21 protein-coding genes are annotated in these 24,417 nt (G+C 56.1%); 13 read left to right on the forward strand and 8 right to left on the reverse strand.

Annotated features, from left to right (window positions below):
• Positions 1 to 24: 24 nt before the first annotated feature.
• Complete coding sequence (locus AC1D05_RS32700; RefSeq protein ID WP_477446686.1) at positions 25 to 1,338, reverse strand: glutamine synthetase family protein; 1,314 nt, start codon at positions 1,336 to 1,338, stop codon at positions 25 to 27.
• Between the two features lie 357 nt (positions 1,339 to 1,695).
• Between AC1D05_RS32700 and AC1D05_RS32705 the strand changes: the two genes are divergently transcribed.
• The 3 genes from AC1D05_RS32705 (at position 1,696) to AC1D05_RS32715 (ending at position 4,142) form a co-directional block, all read left to right on the forward strand.
• Complete coding sequence (locus AC1D05_RS32705) at positions 1,696 to 2,466, forward strand: N-formylglutamate amidohydrolase (RefSeq protein ID WP_477446688.1); 771 nt, start codon at positions 1,696 to 1,698, stop codon at positions 2,464 to 2,466.
• On the forward strand, positions 2,456 to 3,145 hold the full coding sequence (locus AC1D05_RS32710) for a cysteine hydrolase family protein (RefSeq protein WP_477446690.1): 690 nt from the start codon (positions 2,456 to 2,458) through the stop codon (positions 3,143 to 3,145). Before AC1D05_RS32705 ends, AC1D05_RS32710 begins: the two co-directional genes overlap by 11 nt.
• A 109-nt stretch (positions 3,146 to 3,254) precedes the next feature.
• A complete protein-coding gene (locus AC1D05_RS32715) occupies positions 3,255 to 4,142 on the forward strand; it encodes a MurR/RpiR family transcriptional regulator (RefSeq protein WP_477446692.1) in 888 nt (295 codons plus the stop codon).
• Here AC1D05_RS32715 and AC1D05_RS32720 read toward each other — a convergent pair.
• Both AC1D05_RS32720 and AC1D05_RS32725 read right to left on the reverse strand, forming a co-directional pair.
• Positions 4,137 to 5,081, reverse strand: coding sequence for a MurR/RpiR family transcriptional regulator (locus AC1D05_RS32720; protein WP_477446694.1), 945 nt, complete (start codon positions 5,079 to 5,081; stop codon positions 4,137 to 4,139). The genes AC1D05_RS32715 and AC1D05_RS32720 overlap by 6 nt on opposite strands.
• 388 nt (positions 5,082 to 5,469) lie before the next feature.
• The gene (locus AC1D05_RS32725; RefSeq protein WP_477446696.1) at positions 5,470 to 6,591 is read right to left on the reverse strand and encodes an aminomethyl transferase family protein; all 1,122 of its coding nucleotides are present in this window, start codon (positions 6,589 to 6,591) and stop codon (positions 5,470 to 5,472) included.
• Positions 6,592 to 7,183: 592 nt separating this feature from the next.
• Between AC1D05_RS32725 and AC1D05_RS32730 the strand changes: the two genes are divergently transcribed.
• On the forward strand, positions 7,184 to 8,350 hold the full coding sequence (locus AC1D05_RS32730; protein WP_477446698.1) for an NAD(P)/FAD-dependent oxidoreductase: 1,167 nt from the start codon (positions 7,184 to 7,186) through the stop codon (positions 8,348 to 8,350).
• Positions 8,351 to 8,376: 26 nt separating this feature from the next.
• Here AC1D05_RS32730 and AC1D05_RS32735 read toward each other — a convergent pair whose 3' ends face one another.
• Both AC1D05_RS32735 and AC1D05_RS32740 read right to left on the reverse strand, forming a co-directional pair.
• Positions 8,377 to 9,291 (reverse strand): MurR/RpiR family transcriptional regulator, encoded by a 915-nt coding sequence (locus AC1D05_RS32735; RefSeq protein ID WP_477446700.1) that lies wholly within the window; start codon positions 9,289 to 9,291, stop codon positions 8,377 to 8,379.
• Between the two features lie 444 nt (positions 9,292 to 9,735).
• A complete protein-coding gene (locus tag AC1D05_RS32740; protein ID WP_477446702.1) occupies positions 9,736 to 10,344 on the reverse strand; it encodes a hypothetical protein in 609 nt (202 codons plus the stop codon).
• A gap of 496 nt (positions 10,345 to 10,840) precedes the next feature.
• Between AC1D05_RS32740 and AC1D05_RS32745 the strand changes: the two genes are divergently transcribed.
• The 8 genes from AC1D05_RS32745 to AC1D05_RS32780 all read left to right on the forward strand — a co-directional run bounded on the left by AC1D05_RS32745 (position 10,841) and on the right by AC1D05_RS32780 (position 19,235).
• Positions 10,841 to 12,706 (forward strand): branched-chain amino acid ABC transporter ATP-binding protein/permease, encoded by a 1,866-nt coding sequence (locus AC1D05_RS32745; RefSeq protein WP_477446704.1) that lies wholly within the window; start codon positions 10,841 to 10,843, stop codon positions 12,704 to 12,706.
• Between the two features lie 132 nt (positions 12,707 to 12,838).
• The gene (locus AC1D05_RS32750) at positions 12,839 to 14,002 is read left to right on the forward strand and encodes an ABC transporter substrate-binding protein (protein ID WP_477446706.1); all 1,164 of its coding nucleotides are present in this window, start codon (positions 12,839 to 12,841) and stop codon (positions 14,000 to 14,002) included.
• 16 nt (positions 14,003 to 14,018) lie between these two features.
• Positions 14,019 to 14,723 (forward strand): ABC transporter ATP-binding protein, encoded by a 705-nt coding sequence (locus AC1D05_RS32755; RefSeq protein ID WP_477446708.1) that lies wholly within the window; start codon positions 14,019 to 14,021, stop codon positions 14,721 to 14,723.
• A 9-nt stretch (positions 14,724 to 14,732) separates the two neighbouring features.
• Positions 14,733 to 15,617, forward strand: a complete 885-nt coding sequence (locus tag AC1D05_RS32760; protein WP_477446710.1) for a branched-chain amino acid ABC transporter permease — start codon at positions 14,733 to 14,735, stop codon at positions 15,615 to 15,617.
• A gap of 151 nt (positions 15,618 to 15,768) precedes the next feature.
• On the forward strand, positions 15,769 to 16,950 hold the full coding sequence (locus tag AC1D05_RS32765; protein WP_477446712.1) for an acyl-CoA dehydrogenase family protein: 1,182 nt from the start codon (positions 15,769 to 15,771) through the stop codon (positions 16,948 to 16,950).
• Positions 16,951 to 16,999: 49 nt separating this feature from the next.
• Complete coding sequence (locus tag AC1D05_RS32770) at positions 17,000 to 17,542, forward strand: flavin reductase family protein (RefSeq protein WP_477446714.1); 543 nt, start codon at positions 17,000 to 17,002, stop codon at positions 17,540 to 17,542.
• A 77-nt stretch (positions 17,543 to 17,619) separates the two neighbouring features.
• The gene (locus tag AC1D05_RS32775; protein ID WP_477446716.1) at positions 17,620 to 18,936 is read left to right on the forward strand and encodes an aspartate aminotransferase family protein; all 1,317 of its coding nucleotides are present in this window, start codon (positions 17,620 to 17,622) and stop codon (positions 18,934 to 18,936) included.
• 137 nt (positions 18,937 to 19,073) lie between these two features.
• Positions 19,074 to 19,235 (forward strand): hypothetical protein, encoded by a 162-nt coding sequence (locus AC1D05_RS32780; RefSeq protein WP_477446745.1) that lies wholly within the window; start codon positions 19,074 to 19,076, stop codon positions 19,233 to 19,235.
• A gap of 155 nt (positions 19,236 to 19,390) precedes the next feature.
• Here AC1D05_RS32780 and AC1D05_RS32785 read toward each other — a convergent pair whose 3' ends face one another.
• The 3 genes from AC1D05_RS32785 to AC1D05_RS32795 form a co-directional block, all read right to left on the reverse strand.
• Positions 19,391 to 20,455, reverse strand: coding sequence for an Ldh family oxidoreductase (locus AC1D05_RS32785; protein ID WP_477446718.1), 1,065 nt, complete (start codon positions 20,453 to 20,455; stop codon positions 19,391 to 19,393).
• A 257-nt stretch (positions 20,456 to 20,712) separates the two neighbouring features.
• Positions 20,713 to 22,080: an ArgE/DapE family deacylase gene (locus tag AC1D05_RS32790; protein ID WP_477446720.1), complete on the reverse strand. Its 1,368-nt coding sequence runs from the start codon at positions 22,078 to 22,080 to the stop codon at positions 20,713 to 20,715.
• A 374-nt stretch (positions 22,081 to 22,454) separates the two neighbouring features.
• Positions 22,455 to 22,871, reverse strand: coding sequence for an Lrp/AsnC family transcriptional regulator (locus AC1D05_RS32795; RefSeq protein WP_477446722.1), 417 nt, complete (start codon positions 22,869 to 22,871; stop codon positions 22,455 to 22,457).
• A gap of 285 nt (positions 22,872 to 23,156) precedes the next feature.
• Between AC1D05_RS32795 and AC1D05_RS32800 the strand changes: the two genes are divergently transcribed.
• Positions 23,157 to 24,413 carry a sarcosine oxidase subunit beta family protein gene (locus AC1D05_RS32800; RefSeq protein ID WP_477446724.1) on the forward strand — a complete coding sequence of 419 codons (1,257 nt, stop codon included), beginning with the start codon at positions 23,157 to 23,159 and terminating at the stop codon, positions 24,411 to 24,413.
• Positions 24,414 to 24,417: the final 4 nt, after the last annotated feature.

The raw sequence follows: 24,417 nt of genomic DNA on the forward strand, positions 1-24,417 counted from the left end.
CTCCCGCGCAGTGTCTGCTTGTTGTCAGTACACTTTTGAATAAGCGGAACAGCGCTCTTTGACGGAGCGATCGCCCAGATGCGCGATTTCGGCGCGCTTGTGCGCGGAATAAATAGAGGCAAAGCCGGCCGGAAACCAACGCGTTACAACGTCGTTCTGCTCAAACCGCTGCAAAGCCTCTTCAAGGGATTGTGGTAGCCGCTTGTAGCCGCGATCAGACAGTTCGGCCTCGGACAGCACGGATAAATTCTCCTGCGTTACCTGAGGTGCGGAGAGGCCGTCTTCGATGCCCTGGGCGCCTGCATGGAGAATCGATGCCAACGCCAGATGTGGCGAGGCGGCGGCATCGGCTGCACGGTACTCAAAGTTATATTGCCTGGCGATCTTCTCCGGGTCTGCTGAAGTAGTGGGGCAGATTCGAACTGAAGCCTCGCGATCGCGGAAGCCAAGATTGTTATATGCCGCGCTCCAGCGGTTGGGCGTCAATCGCAGATAGGAAACGTCGGACGGCGCGGTCAGCGCAACGATGGAGTCGAGATATCTGAGTACGCCGGCAATGAATGACCCGGTAATTTGGGACATGCCGAACGGGTCTTTCTCGTCGTACGTTGTCGGGGAGCCATTCTCATCCAGGAAGCTCATATGGATGTGAACGCCGTTACCGACGCTGCCGGGGTCTAAAATGGGTGCGAACGTCACTTGCTCGCCGCAGCGTTGCGCTGCCATGCGGGTCAACTCCCGAAGAATTACCGCTTGGTCGGCAGAGCGATGGCCTTGCGCAGGGCCATTGGTAACCTCGTACTGATCTGGCCCAAATTCCTTCATGAAGGTATCGGGCGTAAGGCCCGCCTGAGCGAGAACCGACATTAAAGCCTCACCGAACTGCCGCCGCCGCGTAAACCCGCGCAGGCTATAGGCGTCGGGAAGAACCTCGCCGGCCTCGAGCATTTGGAATTCATGCTCGAACGCGCTCACAAGCTGGATACCGCCACAAGATCGCAGCCGTTCAAGTGCCCTTTTGAGGATCGAGCGAGTACAACAATCCCATGGGCGGCTCTCGAGATCGGTGATATCCCCCAACATGAAACGTTCAACCAGGCCGCCGTCGGCGAAGTCGACCTCAACGCGCGTCTCAGGATCAGGGATCAGAAGCAGGTCGCCGAGCGAGCCAAATGGGCTTGGCGCGATTGCGTCGAAACAGGTAATCATCACATTCGTCGGCGTCCAGCCGATTCCACGCTTCAGGCGCTTATCCAGTTCCGAAGCTGGAAACGCTTTACCACGCGTTCTCCCAGCGATATCGGAGGTAGCTGCGAAGACGAGCGGGTTCGAAATCATTGGTGTCCTTCAAAAGGTTGGGCTCGGCAGAGCGGGATCGTGAGAGGTTTAAATTGGTCGAGAGCATCTGGTAACTTACGCTAGTGCTCCGCGGCCATATGCAACCTCACCACTGGGATGGCCGGCCTCGAAACGATATGTTGCCTTCATCGCAGAAAACCTGAATGAAAATTTTTTGTCAATCACAAATATTGAGTTGACATTGAAAATAAAATCTCGTCCTCTTTATGCAACGAACGGTGGGAGTGTGCGGCGGGGTTCCCTAGAGATCTGGCCCTCAGGGGGTCATTTGAAATCTCTGCCTTGGTGGCTCAAGCATCATTAGGCCCGTCGATCTCCCGAAGGACAGATAATGGCATGAAGCAGGGTTATGATACGCTAGGGTTGCTAGGGCAGGGCGATCCGGCTCCGTTTGAGGTCATAAACCCCGACGGATCAAGTCCTGTGTTCCTGGTGTGTGAACATGCGGGTCAGGCGATCCCCGCTGCGCTGGGAAAGCTGGGCGTTTCTCTCGAGGTCATCGACGATCATGTCGGTTGGGATATCGGGGCAGCCGAAGTGACACGGCTTTTGGCCCGGCGGTTAGATGCTGTTGCTGTCTTTCAGCCCTATAGCCGCCTGGTCATAGACTGCAACAGGCCGCCGGAAGCATTCGATTCCATTCCTACAATAAGCGATGGGATCAGAATACCCGGCAATCATGAAGTCGACATTGCCCATCGCACGGCTCGCGTGGCGGAGATTTTCAAGCCTTTTCACGCAGAAATTAGTCGACGTCTGGATGAGGGGCGACACACCGTGGCGATATCGGTTCACAGTTTCACCCCTCACATGAACAACGTGTGGCGCCCCTGGGATATCGGTTTCCTGTACCGTCTTGACACGGACACGTCAGCGCGCCTGAGAGACTCTATTACACGCAGGTATCCGCGTTTGAGCGTCGGAATGAATGAGCCCTATCAGGTCAACGACTCGACTGATTGGTTTGTGCCGCGGCATTGCGAGGCACGTGGCTTGAACAACAGCCTGATTGAGATCCGAAATGATCATCTTCGGACGGCCGAAGGTCAGCAGCGTTGGGCCGACATCGTCGCATCATCTATCGAAGACTTTTTGAATGGGAACTGAGATGAGCCTTACTCGCAATGTACCCTTGGTGCCGGAGCAATCCGCCTTGCTTTTTATCGATGTACAAAATTTCAGTGCTCACCGTGACGGCGCCGAATTTGCCGGGCTTCCGAAAACCGATTTTGCAGCAAAGTACGGCTGGTTTTTCAGCGAGCTTGAGGCTCGGGTCATTCCGAACATGCAGGCTTTGCAAACCGCCTTTAGGAAGTCGCGTATTGAAGTAATGTACACAACGATCGAGAGCTTGACCGCCGATGGTCGAGACCGATCTCTCGACTACAAGATAACCGGGTTCCATGTCCCAAAGGGCTCGTGGGATGGAAAGGTAATCGAGCAGATAGCCGTGCAGGGTGATGAGATAGTTCTGCCCAAGACGTCATCTTCCGTCTTCATTTCCACAAATATCGATTACATACTGCGGAATCTCGGTGTTAAACAGCTCGTACTCGCGGGGTTGGTAACCGACCAGTGTGTAGAGGGCGCGATCAGGGACGCCTGTGACCTGGGCTATCTCGTCACACAGGTTACAGATGCATGCCTGACTTATACCCAGGAACGCCATGATAGCTCGCTGCGGGCGATTAAGGGGTATTGTCGTCAGGTCACGACCCGGGAGCTCATTGCCGAAATCCAAGGCGTGGAACACGCCGCTAGGACGCTAGCGCCCGGTGCCGGCTAGCAGCCCTCATTGCCGTGGCGGAGCGCTTGCTTGCTAGCAAGGTCTCACTCCCGCATACTGAAAACAGCAGAGCTTGAGGGTTGGCGGGGTGGCCGGCTTTGGAGAGAATATGACTGACACCACAATTCCCGGCGAAACCGTAAGGGAGCAGATAAGGAAAGCAGCAGATTCTTTAACCGCCACGGAGCGGCGCTTATCTGCGCTAATTCTGTCGAATTATCCGTTTGCCGGCCTTGAGCCAATCCAGGTCATTGCCACCTCCTCAAACGTCTCTGCTCCCACTATCTCGCGCTTCGTGAGTAAACTCGGCTATCAAGGCCTGCAGGAATTCCAACAACAGCTTATCAAGGAGCTAAGGCAAGGGCAGAAGTCTCCGCTCGATTTACGGACAACAACAAGTGGTATAACGGACGAGTTTTTTGATAATTTCATCCAAAAATCTACGGAATTGCTAAGGGCGTCTGCCGGAGCGATCACGGCCGCCCAGTTTGAAAGAGTGGGTTCCCTCCTTTCCGATCCCAAATCGGATATATTCACATTGGGCGGTCGCATCAGCGATCTTGTCGCTCAGTACTTATCGAGGCACTTAAAACAGATCCGCGCCGGTGTTTACCAGGTATCCGCTGAAGACGACTGGTGGCCTGATTATATACTGCGCATGCGGCAAAAGGATGTATTAGTCCTTGTGGATTTTAGAAGGTACCAACGTTCCCTTGAAGAGTTTGCTGAAAGAGTTTCCAAGCATTGCGGACTAAAGATCATCCTTATAACGGATCGATGGATGTCTCCAATCTCGAAATATGCATCAGAAGTGATAGCCCTGCATATTGAGAACGAAACTGCATTTGACAGCAACGTTGCCGCGTTCGCGTTGATCGAGGCGCTCATAACCCGGGTCGCAGAGGCGAACTGGCCCCAGGCAAGCCAGCGGATAAAGAAGTGGGACTCGTTGAGGACTTCGGTCTCGCGTCAGAGAGAACCAGTGAGGGAGTCATAGCTCCCTGGTGGGAGGGAAGATGCCCTTCGCGCCGGCTATTGGAGTTTTTGACGAGAAGCCGCGTTGCTCTGATTTTTGTGCGTTAAGCGTCACATTGCTCTCGTGACGAATTTGTTCGAGTTCCTCAATCCGGCGCCGTGTCCGCTCGCCGGTGGCTGCAAAAATCTGAGCGACGAGGGCTTCGATCTGGGCCACTGCTGGTGCCATCGTGTCATAGGGCGAACTGACTTCGATCGGGCAGGAAAGGGTAACTTCCGCTAAATCGGAGATCGGCGACACCCATGGATCAGTAAACAGAAGAATGCGAACGTGGCGGGCGGAGGCTTGTTCGGCAAATGCGACCACGTCGCGTTGGTAACGGCGGTAGTCAAAGACGATCAGAACGTCTCTCTTTCCTAAGTCGACCAACAGATCCAGCTGCTGGGCGGACAGGGTCTCAATATAGGCAACATTGGTTCGAAATTGCGATAAGTAGCTCGCCAACATTCCGGCGACGTGCCGACTGTAGCGTCCACCGAGAAGGACCACCTTACCTTTGGAATCCATGACAAGTCGGGCTGCGCGCTCATAGGTAGCCAGCGGGGTGGTCGTCAACGCCTTGTCGAGGCTCCCGGCAACCGAATGCATGTAGGCAATAGCCGCACCTTGTTCGCCGTCAGTGCCCAACTCTGGCCGCTTCGCTCCCATCATAAGCAGTGGGGAATGCAATCGCGCTTCGATGTCGGCAAGCAACCGCTGCTGAAAGTCGGGGAAACCCTCAAAGCCGAGCTTTATGGCCAGACGAACCACTGTGGGGTCGCTGACCCCAGCACGCTTGGCCAGGCTTGCTGCGGTGCCCAAGCCGGCCGTCGGATAATCCGTGAGGAGCACCTGAACAATGCGCTCCTCCGATGGGGTGAGCGATAGGTTGCCCTGAAGCAGCAGGTCTCGAAATTGCATCAACCAATTCCCTCAATTTTATGAAGAGGAAATTACAAATCATCCTGAGGTGCGTCAACATGTCAACTTTTTAATCGATCGGGCAACCCTGATCGGGGAGGAAAGGCACGCGCTCAGTCCGTCACATCGTTGAGCCAAAGCCGCCAATGGACACAAAACAGGCTCACCGACGAGGGCGAGACGACCGAAGACCCAAGTCGAATGGCTCGACTTCGATTTGGGATGGACCGTTCCGAAGCTGGCTATAGATGTCGACTACGGTAGCCAGTGCCGCAGGGTGACATTCGCGCCAGAGGCGCGCAGGGCAAGGGCGGCACTGGGGCCGGCAAGCATAATTGCTTTGCCAGGCCCCATGCTCGGACGACGGAGAGCTACCTATGTGAGCTAATCAAACCTTGAGCATCTCGCGGGGATTTACCCTCACGCGCTCGCCTTTGGGATCGAAGAATCGGTAGCTGGCGGTGACTTTCACCTTTTTAGGACCGCCATTGGATTGGACCTCCAACTCCGTGCCAGGCTCGGCGAATTCGCTATTGACCCAAGCTCGTCCGATATTGCGTTCGAGCAGTGGGCTGATCCAGCCGATCGTCGTTTCACCTGCGTTCTTCTTGGAGCCGTCGGTCAGTTTCAAACCTCCCGCTATCTGAGGCTCCGCTGCGGCGGCCTCAATTCCAACGAGTTTGGTGCGGAGCCCTGCCTGTTTGCGGCGCAACATCTCATCTCTGCCATGGAAGAAACCCTTGTCAAAAGCTACCGACCATCCAAGACCATATTCAAGAGGGGAACCACCGGCATAAAAGTCGGCGCCGAACAGAAAGCCCTTATCAACCGCGATCGGAAAGGCGGCCATCAGTCCGGCGGGGCCACCACCATAGTTGGCGCAATAGGCAGTGAATTTTTCCCACATGCCGTGCGCATACTCAGGCCCGAAATGGACCTCGTAACCCAGTTCACCGGAGAAACCCACCCGTGCAATCGTGGTTGGAACGCCCTCGAAATCAACCTGCACTAATCGGTTGTGCTCAAGATCTGCAATGTCCACAGCTTGTTGCAGTACATGGACCGACTTTGGACCCTGTATGGAAAGGAACGTGTTAGACAATTCCGTCACCCAGACCTGTCGACCATCGGACTTTTCCATGATCCACTTGCGTGAAGCGTCGCGAGTAATACCGCCGTGTATTATAAACCGATCTTCGCTGATCCAAAAAATGATAACATCATCGATTAGGCTAGCCTTGTCGTCCAGGATGCTTGAATAGATAGTACCGCCGGGGGTAATCTTCGCCAAGTCGTTTACAATAAGTTCCTGTATGAATTGAAACGCTTCTGGTCCGCACACCCCAAAACAGCTCTGGAAATCATACTCAGCAAAGCCGACGCTGTTACGGATCATCATATATTCGTCGTTGGTAGAAGTTATATGCGAAGCGACCTTCCAGCCTCCAAAGTCAATCATGGGGGCCCCGAGCTTCTCGTATATTGAATGATATGCCGTTCTTTTTTCCATTTTATCCTCCAAACTTTACAATTGGATATCTTTGTCGACCGATCGGCGACATTGGCGCCGTGTCCAGAACGGGCCCCACTTTGTTTCCGGTGCTTCGTACGCTGGCAGCATGTCCTCGATCTGGGCGTCCATTCCGCGTGCAACGAACATGCTATCCCCCAAAGCATGAGTTGCTGAAAATTATTTGTCAATGATGCGCTCATTCGGCGCGATGAAAAAGTTTCGTCCTGGTTGGCGCTAGGTAACAAGGCTTCCAGTCGGCGATAGATCGGAAGAGGATTGATTTGCTTAGCGAGCCGCAAGGTCGGAGGCGGCCGAGAAGGTTGAGGGTCGCAGCCTGAAATAATTTCTTCAAATGTAGCAATTAAATGTAGACAGGAAAAAATTTCCACATTAATTTCGCTGCTCGGTCAGCCTAAGCGAACTGCTACAGGGGCGGGAGAGCGATCCTTGTGCAGAAGGCATGCTAGGGTGACGTTGATCGCCAGCTGGTGGCGACCGTTGTCCCGGCTCTCCACCACCCGCCGTACCGGAAGTGGTTGCATCGATAAGGGTAGCCGGTTGGGCTTTTTCTTGTAACAGGGAGCATCAAATGAGCGAAAGATTGAGCTGTGACGTACTCGTTGCGGGAGCGGGAATTGCGGGTGCGGGAGCAGCCTATTATCTGTCGAACCAAAAGCTGAACGTTATCCAAGTCGAGTCCGACCATCCGGCTTCCGGACCGACCGGCTCGTCATCCGCCGTGTGCCACGCATTCTATGGTGATCGCGAGTTATCTTTGCTCGCAAAGCGCGGAATCGAGATCCTAAAGGACCTCCCCGGCGCTTTTCATCAGTCTGGCTGCATGTGGGTTTGCGGCCCTCAGCACGAACCCGTAAATCGCGAGATTGTTAAGCGGATCCGCGACGATGAAGGAAGCCGAATCGAGGGGCTGACCGGCGAACAGGCGCAGGCAATCCTCCCCCATTTCAATATGGAGGGGATCACTTTTGCCGCATGGGAAGACGAATCGGGACACTGCGACCCCTACGGCGCGACCAACGAATTGGTCAATCGAGCTCGCGCGAATGGCGTTAAGTTTATGGGCGGCCGCTCGGTAACCGAAATTCAAGTAACAAATGGAAACACGACTGGGGCGACGCTAAGTGACGGCACCGTCATCTCAACCGGTCGCGTAATTCTTGCGACTGGCGTCTGGTCTAAAGCGCTCGTGGCCAAACTTGGAGTAGACCTGCCGACGTTTATCGAACGTCACTTCATGGCGGTGATGGATGCGCCTGGTGTCGCAAGGAAGCTACTTCCGCATTGTTGGGTCGATGAAACCACGAACTGCTACGCTCGGCCCGAAGGCGAGAATACAATTTTGGTCGGGACATGGGGTGGCGGTGGCACCGGCGTCGAGAACGAGGAGCTTAAAGAAGCTCACTCTCGCATGAACTATCGCCTCAATGTCGCCGGCCAATTGGACCGAACGATCACGCAAGAGGAATCGGTCTGGGCCATTGAACATATCATGTCCCGTTCTCCCGAGATTGCCGAATTGGGCATCCGTCCCGGCTACGCCTGTCAATATGACATGAGCCCGGATCACCTCCCTATTGTTGACGAGATTCCCGGTGCAAAGGGAACGTTCGTGATCACCGGATCGAGCGGGCATGGCTTCAAGCTTGGGCCTGCGATGGGCGAAGTCGTCGCCAAATGGGCGTTGGGTCAACGTCAGGAACTGCTCAGGAAGTTCTCACTGCATCGCTTCGCATAGCCTCAACGCATTGCATCCATGGCGGGCTATTTGGTCGCCGTGGATGCCAGATCGGGCCTTTCATCTTCGAGGAGACGCGCGTTGTCCAGCGATGCACTCGCCTGGAGGCGGATCTCCTCCAATTCCTCGATACGTTCGCGCGTCCGCTTTTCTATGGACGCTAGGATTTGAGCGACAACGGCCTCGATCTGCGCCACCGATGACGCCATCGTATCATAGGGCGAATTGACCTCGATTGGGCAGGTCAGCGTCAGTTCTGAAAACGCGGAAATGGGCGATAACCAGGGGTCCGTGAACAGAAGAATGCGAACGCGGCGGGCCGCGGCTAATTGAGCGAACGCAACAACGTCCAGCTGATATCGGCGATAGTCGAACACGATCAAGAGATCGCGCTTTCCCAAGTCGACCAACACGTCCGTCTTTTGCGCCGATAGGGCGTCAATATGCATGACGTCCGGCCGAAATTGCAACAAATAGGCTGCTAACATGCCCGCGATGAAACGGCTGTAGCGACCGCCGAGCAGGACTACCTTCCCCTTTGTATCCATTATTAGCCGGGCTGCCCGTTGATAGGACGCCAACGGGGTTGATGTCAGCGCTTTGTTGAGGTTGTTGGCCACCGAATGCATGTAGGCGATCGCAGCTCCTTGTTCCCCATCCGTCCCCATGTCAGGCCGTTTGGCTTCCATCATAAGCAAGGGCGAATGCAATCTTGCTTCAACATCCGCAAGTAATCGTCGTTGGAGGGCAGGGAAGCCTTCGAACCCGAGCTTCATGGCAAGGCGAACCACGGTCGGATCACTGACACCGGCGCGCTTTGCCAGACTCGTGGCAGTGCCTAGCCCAGCTGCAGGATAGTCGGTGAGGAGCACCTGAACGATCCGCTCCTCTGATGGTGTCAACGAAATGGTCCCGTGCAGCAGCATGTCTCTAACGTTCATCGTGTCCTCCAACTGAGCTTGCTGAAGAGAATATTACAAAATTCCTCATTGTGAATATGTTCGTGGGCTGTCTGAATAATGCAAGTTGGCAAGCCACCAAAGTGGGCGCGCGCGACGCTTGGTTTACGAGTCCAATCGTCGGGCAGATAGCGGCAAGATAGGTTGCCCCGGCCGTTTGAGCCCACCTGCAGGATCATACAGGTCGCCAGGCCATCACCAAGTCGACCTGTTCCCCTCCGGCGGTCTGCGGCGGGTGTGACACATCGAGAGGGCGCTGCCGGGCAATATAAGAGATGCGACGCGAAGGCTTTGGTGCGTTCCATAGGCCAGCTGCGGCCAGCGCAGCCCGAACCACGCGACAGCCAAGTCGAGGGAGGACCGATCGAGGATGTGCTCAACCCGGCTACGCGAACAGCATGCGCTCACTGCGTCTGAAGATTTGCTTCAGCCTTCGTTGTGCAGCAGAGCTTTATGCCGTTGTAGAAAGTCGTCCAGATGAATCTGACCATCGATCGAGTCTTCACCTTCCGCCTGAGCGAACGCGAAAAGCGCGATTTCGTGGTCAAGGAGTAACTGGATATAGGGTCGGTCTTCAACCGGCGCCTCTATAAGCAGGGTCTCAAATTCGCGAACGAAAGGCTCTAATAGCGTCTTGAGCTTTACTGCAAACTCAGTCCAACTAAGCTCTGCATATTCAACCGTTTCGCCGCGTCCCTTTTCAGCAAGCAATACTTTGCTATTTGGTTGAAGATTGTAACGAGTAACAACTGGCAAAAGCGCCTCTGCAACGAGCCGCTCGATGGCCGCCAAATTGCGCAACTTTACACGAGATTGATCGCTGTCAGCTTGCTCAGCAAGAACGCGAAAAAATTCTTCTCCCAAGATTTCGCCCTCAAAGGCGCTGAGCACGCGATTTTCGTAAGTTGGAATAACAGAAGACCGCATCGGAATACCTTTATCGATCGTGATTGTTAAGAGGAGGGCTACGGAACCAGCCGAATGCTGGACGGCTCGTTCAGAAATACAAATTGTTGGCGGCAGGAAGTTGACCAACCGCTATCATACTCGCTCAAAAGCTATGTTACGGTAGCTGCGGCCCCGGCGCATGTCAATATCTCTTCAGAGAGAAGCTCCGATGGGAGAAAAGTGGACGGTTCATCAATATGGACTGAGGATCGCAGACAGCTTTGCTGGAGCGGCATCTAAGGGAGGAGATGGCCCGCAGATTGAAGGTCAGCTTCCTGGTGGGCCATGCCCGATTTCTGACGGAGAGGGGCTTAGGAATTGGGCCGTGATGGAAAAGAGCAGAGTTTGCCACTTTCGTTGCACTATAGCTCCAGTATCCATCAGGACCCTGCGGTTGGTCTCGGGGGCTATTGCCCTGCTCGGCCGGGTTGCGCGCCCGGCTTCGGCAGCGATCAGCAATCTTGCGACAACCGCATGGCTGTAGCGCCCTCTGCACAATTTTTCATATGACAGATTGATGTAATGATATTGACATCAAGGTTGACCTGTCCAATAGTCGCAGTTCCGCAGAGGAGCAGACGGAATGGTCAATTCCCGTATCAAGGCTGTGACGATGGATTCGCTGGCTTTGGCCATGATCCTGGTAGCGGTAGGGATCTTGGCCGGTCTTTTGTTTGGCGCGAATGGAACCCGCATCGCGACATCGATGTCAATCGTGGTTACCGCCTGCGTTGGTTTACAGGTTTTTTCCGGCAACACAGGTATAGTTTCATTCGGTCCTGCGGCTTTCATGGGGGTAGGTGCCTACACAGCAGGCATTCTCACGATGAGTCCTGCTATTCAACGGACAGCACTTCCTCACCTCCCGGCCTGGATGGCAGGCTATGGTCTTTCAGTCTGGTCGTCGTTGGTGGCGGCCGCCGTCGCCGGACTGATTTTAGCGGGGGTGAGCGGCCTCGTTATCCGGCGTTTGTCGGGTTCCGCCGCGTCCATCGCCACTCTGGCACTGCAGATTATCGTCTACACGGTTCTGGTGGCGACAAAGGATATAACGCGCGGAAGCCAAACATTCTACGGCGTGCCTCGAAATACCACGCTTGTGGTTGCTCTATCAGTGGCGGCGCTGTCGATCGCGGTCGCCCGAACATTTAGGGATACAAGGACTGGTCGCGCCGTCCGAGCCACGCGAGAAGATGAAGTAGCCGCGGCGGCAGTGGGCGTGGACGTTCGCCATGCGCGACTTAAGGCATGGCTGTTGAGCGGAACGATTTTGTCGATTGCCGGGGCGTTGTTGGCTCAGTTTTTAGGTGCCTTCGGCCCCAAGGATTTCTACTTCGAGTCTTGTTTTCTACTGATTTCGATGCTGATCGTCGGAGGGGTCGGTTCTGTTTCGGGCGCTCTGGTGGGGGTGATAATAATCACCGCAGTGACGGAGCTTTTGAGGGGGCTAGAGGGCGGTGGCAATATCCTCGGGTTCTCTGTTCCAGCCTTGTACGGAATGCCCCTCGTTGGCGCCTCGCTGGCCATGATCCTGGTTCTCTTTTTCAGGCCGACTGGTCTCGTTGGTGGCCGGGAACTGGAGCTTGCAAACGCATGGGACCCTTTGAAAGGGCGCGATGACAAGCTCCTTCCAGGAGCGCGAAATTTTCAGGCACCAAAGGGTGCACACGCCTTAGAGGCAAATCAACTGTCTCGGCATTTCGGCGGTGTGCGGGCGGTCGACGGGGTGTCCTTCAAAGCGGAAGCCGGGCTTATCACCGGATTGATCGGTCCGAATGGCGCCGGGAAGAGCACCTTGATCAATCTGTTGACTGGCCAGCTACGACCCAGTGCAGGTCATGTGGCGCTTGGCTCGGACCTGATCGAAAATAGGCAGCCTCATCTAATTGCCCACGCAGGTCTGGCGCGAACGTTCCAAAATCTTCGTGTGTTTGCTGACATGACCGTTCGGGAGAACGTTCTAGTTGCCGCTGAGGCATGTGCCACCGACACGGCTCTAGCTGTGTGGCGCACCAATGACGCCCTGGCGCGCTTCGGCCTGGAAACATTGGGAGACCGGCTTGCCGGCAGTCTTCCGTACGGACAAAGGCGTCTCGTAGAAATCGCCCGCGCGCTTGCGACGGGACCCCGGTTCCTCCTTCTCGATGAGCCTGCGGCGGGGATGAATCCGGCGGAGACCAAAGAACTGATGGGCAGGTTGGCCGCACTGCGTAAGGACACAGGCGTAGGCATTCTCGTGGTTGAGCACGACCTGCACCTCATCATGTCGCTGAGTGACACCATCGTCGTTATCGACAGGGGCAAGCGCATCGCCGTGGGCACGGCCGACGCCGTCAGAACCGACCCTGCCGTGATCTCGGCCTATCTTGGAAGCAAAAGGATGGGCGAGAAAAAAGCTCAGGTCGAACCAGGCTCGGCGGCGCAGGTCATTGGGGCCAGCGCGTCCTAGAGATCGTATCTCTGACTTGCTTGGTATGGTGGATATCGAATGGGTACAAAAGGAAGAAGGAGTTGCGGACAGAACAACTAGATAAGACTTCGGAAAACGAAGCATCGATCAACCTCACATGGGAACTCAAAAATGAACAAGCTAAGATATGCAACTGCGCTCGCTGGTGTCGCCGCGATCGCGCTCTCGTCAACTGTGGGATACTCCTCGGCGGCTGAATACAAGATCGGGGCTGCAATGGCCCTGACCGGAGCCCTGGCACCTTATGATCAACCTGGTCTGGCCGGCTTCAAATTGGGCATCAAGGATTTGAATGCCAAGGGCGGCATCGGGGGCATGGCGACAGTCACCCTCGAAGTCATCGACACCCGCTCCGATACAGCCGCTACCGTGAACGCAGCCCAAAAATTGATCGAAGACGGAGTTCAGTTTCTCATTACCCCGGGCGATGCGGATCCTTCAATCGCAGCGGGCCAGATCGGACAGGCAGCGGGCATTCCGATGCTCAACCTCGCGGGTTCGCCCAGCCTGACACCTGCTGTCGGCGACTATATGTTTATTTCCTATCCTTCTGACACGGTTCAATCCGCCGCGCTGGCCAGCTACGCAGCAGAGACCGGCTACAAAACGGCCTTTCTTCTGAAGTCGCCAGACTCCGCCTATACGTCCAAATTCCCGGACTATTTTGGCGAGACGTTTAAGAAAAAGGGGGGGAGCGTTGTCGGCGAAGCGTCCTACTCGATGGGGCAGCCGGATTTTTCTGCCGTGGTCTCTCAAATCAAGGGATTGGCGCCGCAGCCTGACGTTATCATGACGACGGCGTATGAGCCTGACTTCCCAGCCTTCATCAAGCAGTTGCGCGGTGCTGGGGTTAAGATTCCGGTCATCGAATCGGATGCCATCGGCACTCCGACGGTTTATGGGCTCGGCTCGGTGGTCGATGGCGTTGTCCAGTCCTCAGCGGGGTTTCCAACCCCGGGCAGCGGGATGGAAGCATTCAACAAGCACTTCAAGGAGGAGACCGGACATGACGCGGAAACCTCGTATGAGGCTGCAGGATACGAATGGGCACAATTGCTCGATGCCGCAGCTCGCAAAGCCGGATCGCTCGAGCCGGCAAAGATTAGAGACGCATTAGCTAGCCTGGAAGATGTGGAGACCGTTCTCGGCAAAGTGACGTATGCTGGTACCGAGCGTGTTGCCCTGCGGGACGTTGCGATGATCCGCATCGAAGGCGGGAAGCCGACCTTTGTGAAGCTGTATCGACCAACGAAGGATGAAATCCCCAATCCTTAAGCTGGTAGGAACGCCAATGCTTCGTGTCGAGGGAATGAAAATACGCTACGGCGCCGTCGAGGCTGTCCATGGCGTCGATCTAAACGTTGGAAATGGAGAAATTGTCACGCTCATTGGCGCTAATGGCGCCGGCAAGAGTTCGATTCTTGCCGGCATCGCCGGCTCTATCCCACCTGCCGAGGGCCAGGTCTTTCTGGAAGGACAGCCACTCACCGGACTGCCCGCTGACGTCATCAGCCGAAAGGGAATATCGCTAACGCCGGAAGGCCGCCGCGTTTTCGCTCATCTTACAGTAGGCGAAAACCTGCATTTGGGGGGAGCCGCGTTCGCGAAAGGTGACAAGCTTCGGGCTCGCCGCGATGGCATGCTTTCCCGCTTTCCCATCCTTGCCGAGCGCATCGATCAAAAGGCTGGGAGCCTGTCAGGCGGTGAACAGCAAATGCTGGCGATCGCCCGATCTTTAATGAGTCAGCCCAACCTCTTGCTGCTGGACGAACCTTCCTTAGGCCTCGCACCTCAGACGATAGACAGGGTCTACGAGCTGATTGATGACCTGCGGAAGGAAGGGCTTACAATTCTGCTCGTTGAACAAAATGTGGAGTTGGCTCTATCGGTGGCCGATCGAGGTTACGTGGTAGCCAACGGTCGTATTGCTCTAAGTGGTACCGCATCTGAACTCGCCAGTTCTGACCTTGTGCGGCAGGCATATTTGGCAATCTAGGAGGTCGTCATGGAATTCGTCCAGTACTTGGTTAATATTCTTAGCCTGGGTGGAATATACGCTCTCCTGGCACTAGGGCTGGCGATCGTCTTTTCGATCGTTGGACTCATTAATTTTGCACACGGCGAACTGATGACGATTGCAGGGTACCTTATCGTACTCTCGCTTTCATTTGGCTTGCCTTTGCCAATCGTTCTTCTAGTGGCCTGTCTGGGGGCGGCGCTCTCAGCGGTGCTGATGGATCGAATAGCCTTCCGTCCTATGCGGTCTGCATCCGTGACGACGCTCATGATTACAAGCTTTGGCGTGAGCACCATTTGCAAGGTTCTTTTTCAGAACGGAGTTTCCGCTCGCGGAAGAGCGGTCGCTTTGCCGGAATGGATGTCAGGAACTCTTACGTTCGGAGGCTTTCAAATCGGGATGGTTCCACTGACATCCATCGTTCTGACGGCACTAGCGCTGATCGGGCTCGACATTTTCTTGCGCAAGACCACTTTGGGCGTTGCCATGCGCGCCGCATCAGAAGACTTCGTCATGGTCAGTTTGCTTGGTTTGCGCGCAAACACAGTCATTGCGACGTCCTTCGCGATATCGGGCCTTCTTGCCGGTATTGCAGCGGTATTGTGGATTTCGCAGCGTGGCTCGGTAGATCCGCTCATGGGCTTTACTCCGGTTCTGAAGGCCTTCATCGCTGCGATCATCGGTGGACTGGGCTCTTTGCGGGGAGCCGTGCTAGGCGGGTTTGTGCTCGGGGCGTTGGAGGTCGGTTCAGAACCGTTCCTGAGCACTGGAACCGCCCCATACCGGGACGCGATTGTCCTTCTGGCTGTAGTCCTTTTGTTGCTTGTCAAGCCGGACGGCCTGCTGCCAGCCTTACGCGGTGTTCGCTCGTGAATACGCACCGTTTGAAGAAAGCTGGGAATCAGCCCGGATGCAACAAATACGGACGGCAAACGAGCAAGCACTGACGCCGCTATGGGCTTCAGCCCTTTGAGCAACATTATCAATGTGTAGCGACCTGTAGGATCAAGGGAGGAAACCAGTGATGGATTTGACACTGACTAGCGCCGAGCTGGTGCGTAATGCACGGGCACTCCGCCCGCTTTTGCGAGCAAATGCTGAGGAATCGGCAAAAAACAGACGGCTTGCACAGGAGAGTGCAGCGGCTGTGCGAAGCGGGGGATTCTTGCAGGGTTTGGTGCCGCGCCGCTGCGGTGGTCACGAGATTGATATCCAGACATACTGCGAAATTTGTGAGGAATTGGCCCGCGGCGACAGTGCGGCTGGTTGGCTCGCCATGGTCGCCAATAGCAGCGCATCTTTGATGGGCCTCATGCCCGACAAGACGCGCGACGATGTCTTCAGTTCGGATCCTCGCGCGGTCATCATCGGTCAATGGGCCCCGACCGGTAAGGCCGCTGCGGTTGAGGGTGGCTGGATGTTGACGGGCAAATGGCCCTGGGCGTCCGGGTGTTTCGAAGCGCAGTGGAGCTTCGTGGGCTCCCCTGTCCTTGATGCCAGCGGGGCTCTGATCGACGTACGGCTTGCAATGGTGCCGACGTCCGAGCTGACGATTGAAGACACATGGCATGTCGCCGGGATGGCAGGGACGGGGAGCAATACCTTTGTGGGCAAAGATATCTTCGTACCGGCGCACCGGACGATGCTCATTAGCGAAATGATTACCGGTTTCAGTCGCTCGGACCATTCTGACGAACCGCTCTATCGGGCCCCGCTCATAACCGCGCTTCCATTGGGCATATGTTCTGCGGCCATCGGGATGGCGGAGGCAGCGTTCGATTTCACGTTGGAGAACCTTGAACGCGGCAAGCCCATCGTGACGTCCCTGTATACAGATGCGAGGCAGTCCCCAAGCTACCAGCTAAACCTGGCAGATGCTCGTGGCCTTATCGACTCCGCACGGTTGCATACCATGCGCGCGGCCAGCGATATCGATCGCTCCGTCAGCGACGGTAAGACCATGACCGATCTCGAGCGAGCGCGCGTCCGACTTGACGCGGCGGTTGCGCAAAAACGCGTGCGCGAGGCCGTAGACCTGCTGCTGAACATAGGCGGAGCATCGGTTTTCATGCTCACTAATCCCGTCCAGCGGATTTGGCGTGACATAGAGACCTGCACGCGACATGCCTACATCAATGGCGACATTGGGCGCGAGATATACGCCCGGGCGCTGCTGAAGCTTGACCAGGTGAGTGCAGGCTTCTGAAAACTCAGTCTGCGATCAGTTCAGATAGTCATAGCTACGGAGGACAGATGTGGACACGAACGATGCCTTCAGGGAAGCAATGGGCCGTTTCGCCGGGGCCGTCAATATCATCACCACTGAAGAAGGTGGCCTTCCCAGCGGTCTCATCGCCACTGCGGTTTGCAGTTTATCCTTCGATCCGCCGTCTGTTCTGGTTTGCATCAACAAGTCGGCCAGTTCGCACGACACGATTTTACGGCGCGGCATCTTCGCCGTAAATCTGCTATCTCCTGCGCTGTCCAATGTGGCGCGTCGATTTCAATCTCAAAAAGGTTCAGATCGATTCGAGAAGAAATATTGGGTCGCTGGCAAAACCGGGGCGCCGCTCCTTCTTGGCGCGCCGATGGCGCTCGATTGCAAACTTAGCCACACCCACGATGGTTTTTCGCACAGTATCTTGATCGGCGTCGTCACCGACGTGCAGCTTGGGGAAGGCGATTCCCACAATTCCCTGCTTTGGCAAGGCCGCCGATACCACAAGCCGATGGAATTCGTTGAGCTGATACGTCGACCGGCCGACGTACAGATGATCTTGGAAGAAATGCTGTTTTAGGTGCCAAAGCAAAGCGCGGTTCCGAGTATATCGTGGCTGCCTCTGGACAGCCGCGGTCCGTTTCGAAAAGGACGACCGTGATTGATCTTTATCGACGCGAAAGCAATTCAATCTCGAACATGGCCCAGCTTCGGTTCTTTCCCCAGGCAATTGTCGGAGGAAAAGGATCGTATTTGCGGGGGGATGATGGTCGCCAGTTTCTCGATTTTTCGGCATCTTGGGGCGCTGCCAGCTTGGGGCATGCTCACCCTTCCGTACGCGAGGCAATTACGCGGGCGGCTGCAGATCAAGCTGGTGCAAGCTACCTTTCGTCCGCAAACGAACCCAGCGTGCTCCTTGCAGAGAAACTCTTGTCGCTAGTTCCCGAGCGCTGCCGCGGCAGGGTATGGTTGGGGCACTCCGGCTCGGATGCTAATGAAACAGTTGCTCGAATGGTTCTCGCAGCCACCGGACGCCGCCGAATATTGGCATTCAAGGGCGCCTATCATGGTGGCACCAGCGGCTCCATGGCCGTTTCGGGTCATCCAGCGCTCAAAGGTGTGGAGAAATTCGGCGGTCTGATCCTGGTGCCGTATCCGGACAGCTATGCGGCGGGTGATCCGGAAGCTGCAAGTGCCGCGACGCTGTTCTATCTGGACGAGGTATTCTCGACGGACGTCCGGCCAGAAGAAGTTGCTGCCTTCTTTATAGAACCGATCCAGGGCGATGGAGGATTGCTGGTTCCGCCTGTCGGTTTCTTTATCGAGATCGAACGGTTTTGTCGTCGGCACGGGATCCTTCTGGTGTGTGACGAAGTCAAGTTTGGCCTGGCACGCACCGGACTTCTGCACGCCTTCGAACATTCCGGCATCGAGCCAGATATTGTGGTCTTCGGTAAAGGATTGGGCGGAGGCCTACCCATGTCCGCGATCGTGGGTCCAGAGCCCATCATGAATCACTCTCCAACGTTTTCTTACCAGACGTTACACGGCAATCCTATCTGCGCGGCGGCAGCATTGGCGGTCCTTGAGACAATCGAAAGGGATAGGCTGGTGGGCCATTCTGCAGAGGTCGGCTCTCATATGTTGGAGTCACTTGCTAAGCGGGCCAACGCGTGGGAGTTGGTCGGTGACGTGCGCGGCAGAGGACTTGCCATTGGAATTGAGCTTGTGAGCGATCGTGTGCGTCGCACTCCAGCCAAAATCGAAACGGCTCTTACCGTTTATAGAGCGTTTCAGCTTGGGCTCGTATTGTATTATGTCGGCTCGAATTCGAACGTCTTAGAACTTACACCGCCCCTTACATTGAGTAAAAGTGAAGCCGACGAAGGCATCGCTATCATTGGTCAAGCTCTTCAAGATGTCGCCGCTGGGAAGGTTCCGATCGACTTGATCTCGTCATTTGCGGGCTGGTGAAGTGCACGAGTTGGCCCGTGTTCGGCCTATCATCAGTTGGACGGCTCAGTCCTTGCAACAATGCGGTTTACACACGAGGTATCATCGTGACGAACGCTCCACCAGTTGAGCGCATTGAGAAAGACCCGCTTGGTCCTGTGAGCATAGGCTACGAGCGGGCGGCAGAGCTTGCGAAGGAGGTCTTGGCCTCCGGCAAAACTATTCGCGAAGTCCTGGCGTTGCAGCCGGACCTTTCGGAGGATCTCATCGCGCAAACCGCCGATCCGCACCTTTTTTGGAGAGCGCCCTGCCAAGATTAGGTTTCTGCCGGGTCCCCTTTACTAGGCAGAAAAGAACAGCAACCGCGCAGCGCGGCTTTGGGCACGTCAAAGTAACAGCAACTCTGATGATGCTGCGCCTGAGCCACGGGCCGAGGGCCACCCTCCTCATTCAGGGCAATCAGATTCCCAGCTGTTCATCCATACCGGGCAACCGGCACCGGAAAGCTGCAATCGTACCGCTCTGCCCATGGGCGAATATCATCGACGATCAAGTCTAGAAGACGGACGCCATCCCGCAACTGATCGCGCTTGAACATCAGAGCTCGATCACCTGGAACGCGCACCGGATCGCTACCCGGCGCAACTCGACTTGCTCGGCAGCGTTCAGCCAGAAATCGCATCTCATGTTCGAAGGCTGCGCGTCCGGCGAAATGGGCGGGGTCGAGAACCTGGACTAAGAGGGCGTTCGCTTCTCCAGTTTCAGCTCCATCGGCCCGCCCATATCCGCCCAGCGCTGCTGTCAGCGCCTCTGTCAAGAAAGCCAGGCCAGTACCTTTGTAACCCTGCTCGATGCCGCCGAGCGGCAAGATCGCACCGCCAGCCGCAAAATCGGCCGGATTCGCACTGACGTCGCCGTCCGGCCGCACGATCATCGGGTAGGGCAGGATCGTTCCCTGACGGTGGGCTCGGTTTATCGGACCCTGAGCCGACATCGCCAAGGTGGTGTCAATCAGGATTGGTGCTTGCCCAGTTGGAATGCCAGCGGCTAACGGATTGCACGAAAAGATTGGGGTCAGGCCGCCATGTGCAGCTACGACGGCTTCGGCCGGAGTGCTCACGGTGACTATGACCATCATGTGCCGATCGGTCGCGCGCTCGAGATAGGAGGCGAGGCATGCAACGTGCTGCGTTCTCCGCACCACAACCGCACCCAAACCGTTATCGGCGGCCATTTCACATGCGCGGTCGACCGCCTGAACAGCGACCCATGGCCCAGGGAGAAAATCCGCGTCCCAAGTTTCGCAAGATCGGGTCGCTTGCAACACAATATGTCGGCCGTCGGCATTAGTCTCTCCCTTCAGCAACCAATCGCAGTTGCTCGGCAGACGCTGGACGCCATGAGTTGAATAACCAAGCAGATCGGCTTCAAGAAATTGCCGTGCTACCACTTCAGCGCGCACTTGAGGCAGACCGGCGCGGGTCAGAAGCTGCGAGGAGAAGGTGAGAAGATCTTGATAGGCATACCGCTGCGCTGTCATTTGAACTCTTTCGAATTTCTAGGACTTTAGGTAGCTTTGTTCGCTCGAGATCAGAAGCTGCTTGCCACCGCTTCAATAACGGATGCCGCCACCTGTTTGCCGTCGATGGTGTGCGTCATCGCTCAGCCCATGCGCTCAGAAGCGTAGCTTCCCGGGCTGCCGCATCTGCGACGAATATTTTGGTCTCTGCGACCGAGCCGTACGGTGGATCAGGAAGCGTGGATACGAAACACTTCGGTCGGAAACATGCTCTCGTACTAGGGCTTGAGTTGCCCGGTTCGGGCCTCCACTCCACACCAGGCTGCGGCAAACAAAGCGATGGCCTTTGTAACCCGCAACAGGGACGGCAAGTTCACTCGCTCATCAACAGCATGGATGTGTTCGGCAACTGGCCCGTAAACCAGGCTGGTCATGCCGCCGTGCAACGCAAAGACTGTTGCGTCGAGATAGCAAGGCATTACGAAGCGTTGAAGTTCCCGTTCGGAATTGTCAGCGAGGGAGTGCGCCTTTGCCAGCAGCGCCTCTGCGTCGCTTCCTGGAGCAAGAACATACCCACCCTGCTTGACGCCTACCCATTCGATCTCAGGCTCGGGGCATCCCTTCAGTTGGGGGTCGTTCAGAAATGTATTTTTGAGGAAATTCTCAAACCTTACGGCGCGCGCCTCTGGCATCTCGCCGGGGTAGAAGCCAATGCGGCCTTCAAAATGGCACTCGCTTGGTACCGAGGCGAGCCACTCGCCTCCCGATATCGTGCCGATTGTCAAAGCTATTGGGTTGTCGACGCCGGCGAAACCGGGCTGAGATATGGGCCGCTCCGCGATCCACTCTTGTTCGAGTTGGCGCAGATGTTCGATAGTCCGAATTGCGATGTCGATTGCGCTCCTGCCGGTGGCGACCTCGAACGGGTGAGCGGGAACCCCTTGGACCGTGACAGCAAATTTCATGACGCCGGTATTCGCGCTGACAAGCTTTTCATCGGTCGGCTCCGAAATCAGAACTGCATCGGCGTGGAAACCCTCCGCGAGAACCATTGCCGCTCCATTGCCTGTGGTCTCTTCTTCAATGACTGACTGAAACTGAACCGGGCCTTTCAGGTCGAAGCCTGCGGCCGACAGCGCATCGAGGGCAAACAGGTTTGCAGTCAGGCCAGCTTTCATATCACCCGCTCCACGGCCATAGAGCCAGTCCCCGTCGCGAGTGGCCGAGAACGGCTCATATCTCCAACGGGCGCTTGTGCCGACCGGCACAACATCAACATGCGCGTTGAGTGCCAGAGACCTACCGCCTTCTCGCGGCGGCCGCCTCGAGCCAACAACAATGGTAGAGTCTTTGAGGTCAAACCTCGTCGGTGAGAAAGCCGGATCCCTGCCGATGCGATCTGGATCGATCGCGAAGCTGTGAACGTCATAGCCACGTTTTTCGAGCGAGGTGGAGACGATTTTTTGAACACCAGCTTCATTGCCTCGAAGCGAGGGGGCACGCACCAACTGCGCCAAAAACTCGACCTGCTCATCGAAGCGGTCCTCAACCGCCTTGATGATGCGCTCGATATCCGCGGGCGCCAACGGAGATTTGTCGAATGCAATATCAACAGCGGGATGCCGCACAGAACTCGGTTCGTTCACGTTTGCTCTCCTGAATCCTTTAACATGATGTATCTCTGCCCTATGCGCAGCGTAAAGCTAACGTTTGCCAGCCAAATGGCAGATTTCTTGCGCACAATGCTATGAAGAAATAGGCACTGTGGTATCACGGCGGGGGCACAGACGATGGCAATTCGGGCTCGTCACGCTTCGCGGCGGCGCACGCCAGCCACAGACCCCGGCCTAGAGGGTGCTTTTGTCGAGGGCATGCACCAGCAAAGCGTTCGGATTACTAGACGTAGACCGATGGAATCGGGCTCGCGTCGTGTCGGGGACGGGCGTAACTCGCACTGGGATGAACCCTAGACGTCAGGCGAACAGGCGATGGGCAACTAAAGAAGGATGCGGACAAACGTTCATACTGCCCCAAGCAAAATACTGGTTTCTGTCGAGGCAACTCCGTCAATGCTCCGTATTTCTCGTAGTGCACGGTCTAGATCCGCAAGGCTTTCAGCGCGAAGTTCGGCGATGTAGTCCCAGACCCCATTCGTCGTATAAAGAGAAACAACTTCTGGAATTCCGTTGAGGGCCTTAATGAGCGCGGCGGGCTTCTTGCTAGTGGTCCTTACGCCCATCATTGCGCGCAAAACCGTCTCGTCCAATTCTTGTCGAGTACGCACCGTGAACCCGCGTATCGCGCCGGAAGATATCAACCGATCTAGACGTTTCTGTATCGTCCCTCTCGAGACCTGCAGCTTCTCAGCAAGGGCCGCAATCGGCATTCGCCCATCTAGGCGAAGGAGCGCAATTAGCCGCCTATCAAAATCGTCCATCGCATCACTCACCGCGCAATCTGCCCATTTTAATACCGCAATCTGCCACACAATACTAGCAATTCATGAGCGAAGTGAAGCTTTACGCTATGCATGGCGCCAGAATAGGATCTTGAAGACCAACGCTTCGGGGAACCGACTTTTGACAAGCAAATCTGGTTCATTCGCTTGAGCTGTCGGTAAGCGCTCGGGCAGGGTCAGGCGCGACTCGATCCGACGGCATCCCAGGCAGCACGCCAAATACTTTTGGGATCCGCCAAGAGCCCGACCATTGCGAGGAGTTGCATGAGTCACTATTCCGCCTTCTCGATTCTGCGCAATGGCCTAACGGGCAACAAACACTGGTCGCGCGCTTGGCGCGACCCGGCCCCGAAGCCAGGTTACGACGTCGTCATCGTGGGTGGCGGCGGTCATGGCCTTGCTACCGCATATTACCTCGCCAAGGAGCATGGGATACGAAACGTTGCCGTCCTTGAGAAGGGTTGGCTAGGCGGCGGCAATACGGGCCGTAACACGACTATTGTTCGTTCGAACTACATGATGCCTGGCAACACGATGTTCTATGAACGCTCCATGCAGCTGTGGGAGAACCTAAGCCAGGAACTGAACTATAACGTTATGATGTCTCGGCGTGGTTACTACTATCTATTCCACTCACCGGGGCAAGGAGACACCGCGCGTCGCCGCACCAACATCATGCGCGCCAACGGCATCGACGCGGAACTGTTCGATCGTTCCGAGGTCATGAGGCGGCTCCCTTACCTGGATTACTCAGAAAATGCGCGCTTTCCGATATACGGCGCAGCATTCCAGGGGCGTGCTGGCACCGCGCGCCATGACGCGGTTGCGTGGGGCTACGCGCGTGGCGCCGACAAACAAGGGGTCGATCTTATCCAGCAGTGCGAAGTAACTGGCTATCTTTGGGACGAGGGAACGATCGTCGGGGTTGAGACAACTCGCGGCTCGATCCGAGCAAACAAGGTGGTGCTCGCCGTTGCCGGCCACACCAGCCACCTTGCAGCCAAAGCAGGGCTCCGTTTGCCGATTGAAACCCACGTCCTTCAGGCGTTTGTCACGGAACCGTTGAAGCCGCTTGTTGATCACGTGATCATTTTCGGAGCGGAGCACTTCTACATCAGCCAGTCTGACAAGGGCGGGCTCGTGCTGGGGGGCGACCTTGACGGTTTCAATTCATATGCGCAGCGCGGTGGGCTCCCGATCATCGAGCACACGCTGCAAAGCGCAAAGGCACTGATGCCGTCGCTGTCGCGACTGAGGCTTCTGCGCCATTGGGCGGGCGCCATGGATATGACAATGGATGGCTCTCCGATCATCGGCAAGATGCCCATTGAGGGGCTTTGGCTGAACGGCGGCTGGTGCTACGGTGGCTTCAAGGCGATACCCGCCTCCGGATATTGCTTCGCCTGGACTATCGCCAGGGGAGAACCGCACCCAGACATTGCTGAGTTCACGCTGGAACGCTTCGAGCGTGGGTACCAGATCGACGAGACGGGCGCCGGCCCGTATCCGAAGGCGCATTGAGGTT

The sequence above is a fragment of the Mesorhizobium sp. P2_E9 genome, from assembly GCF_056403815.1.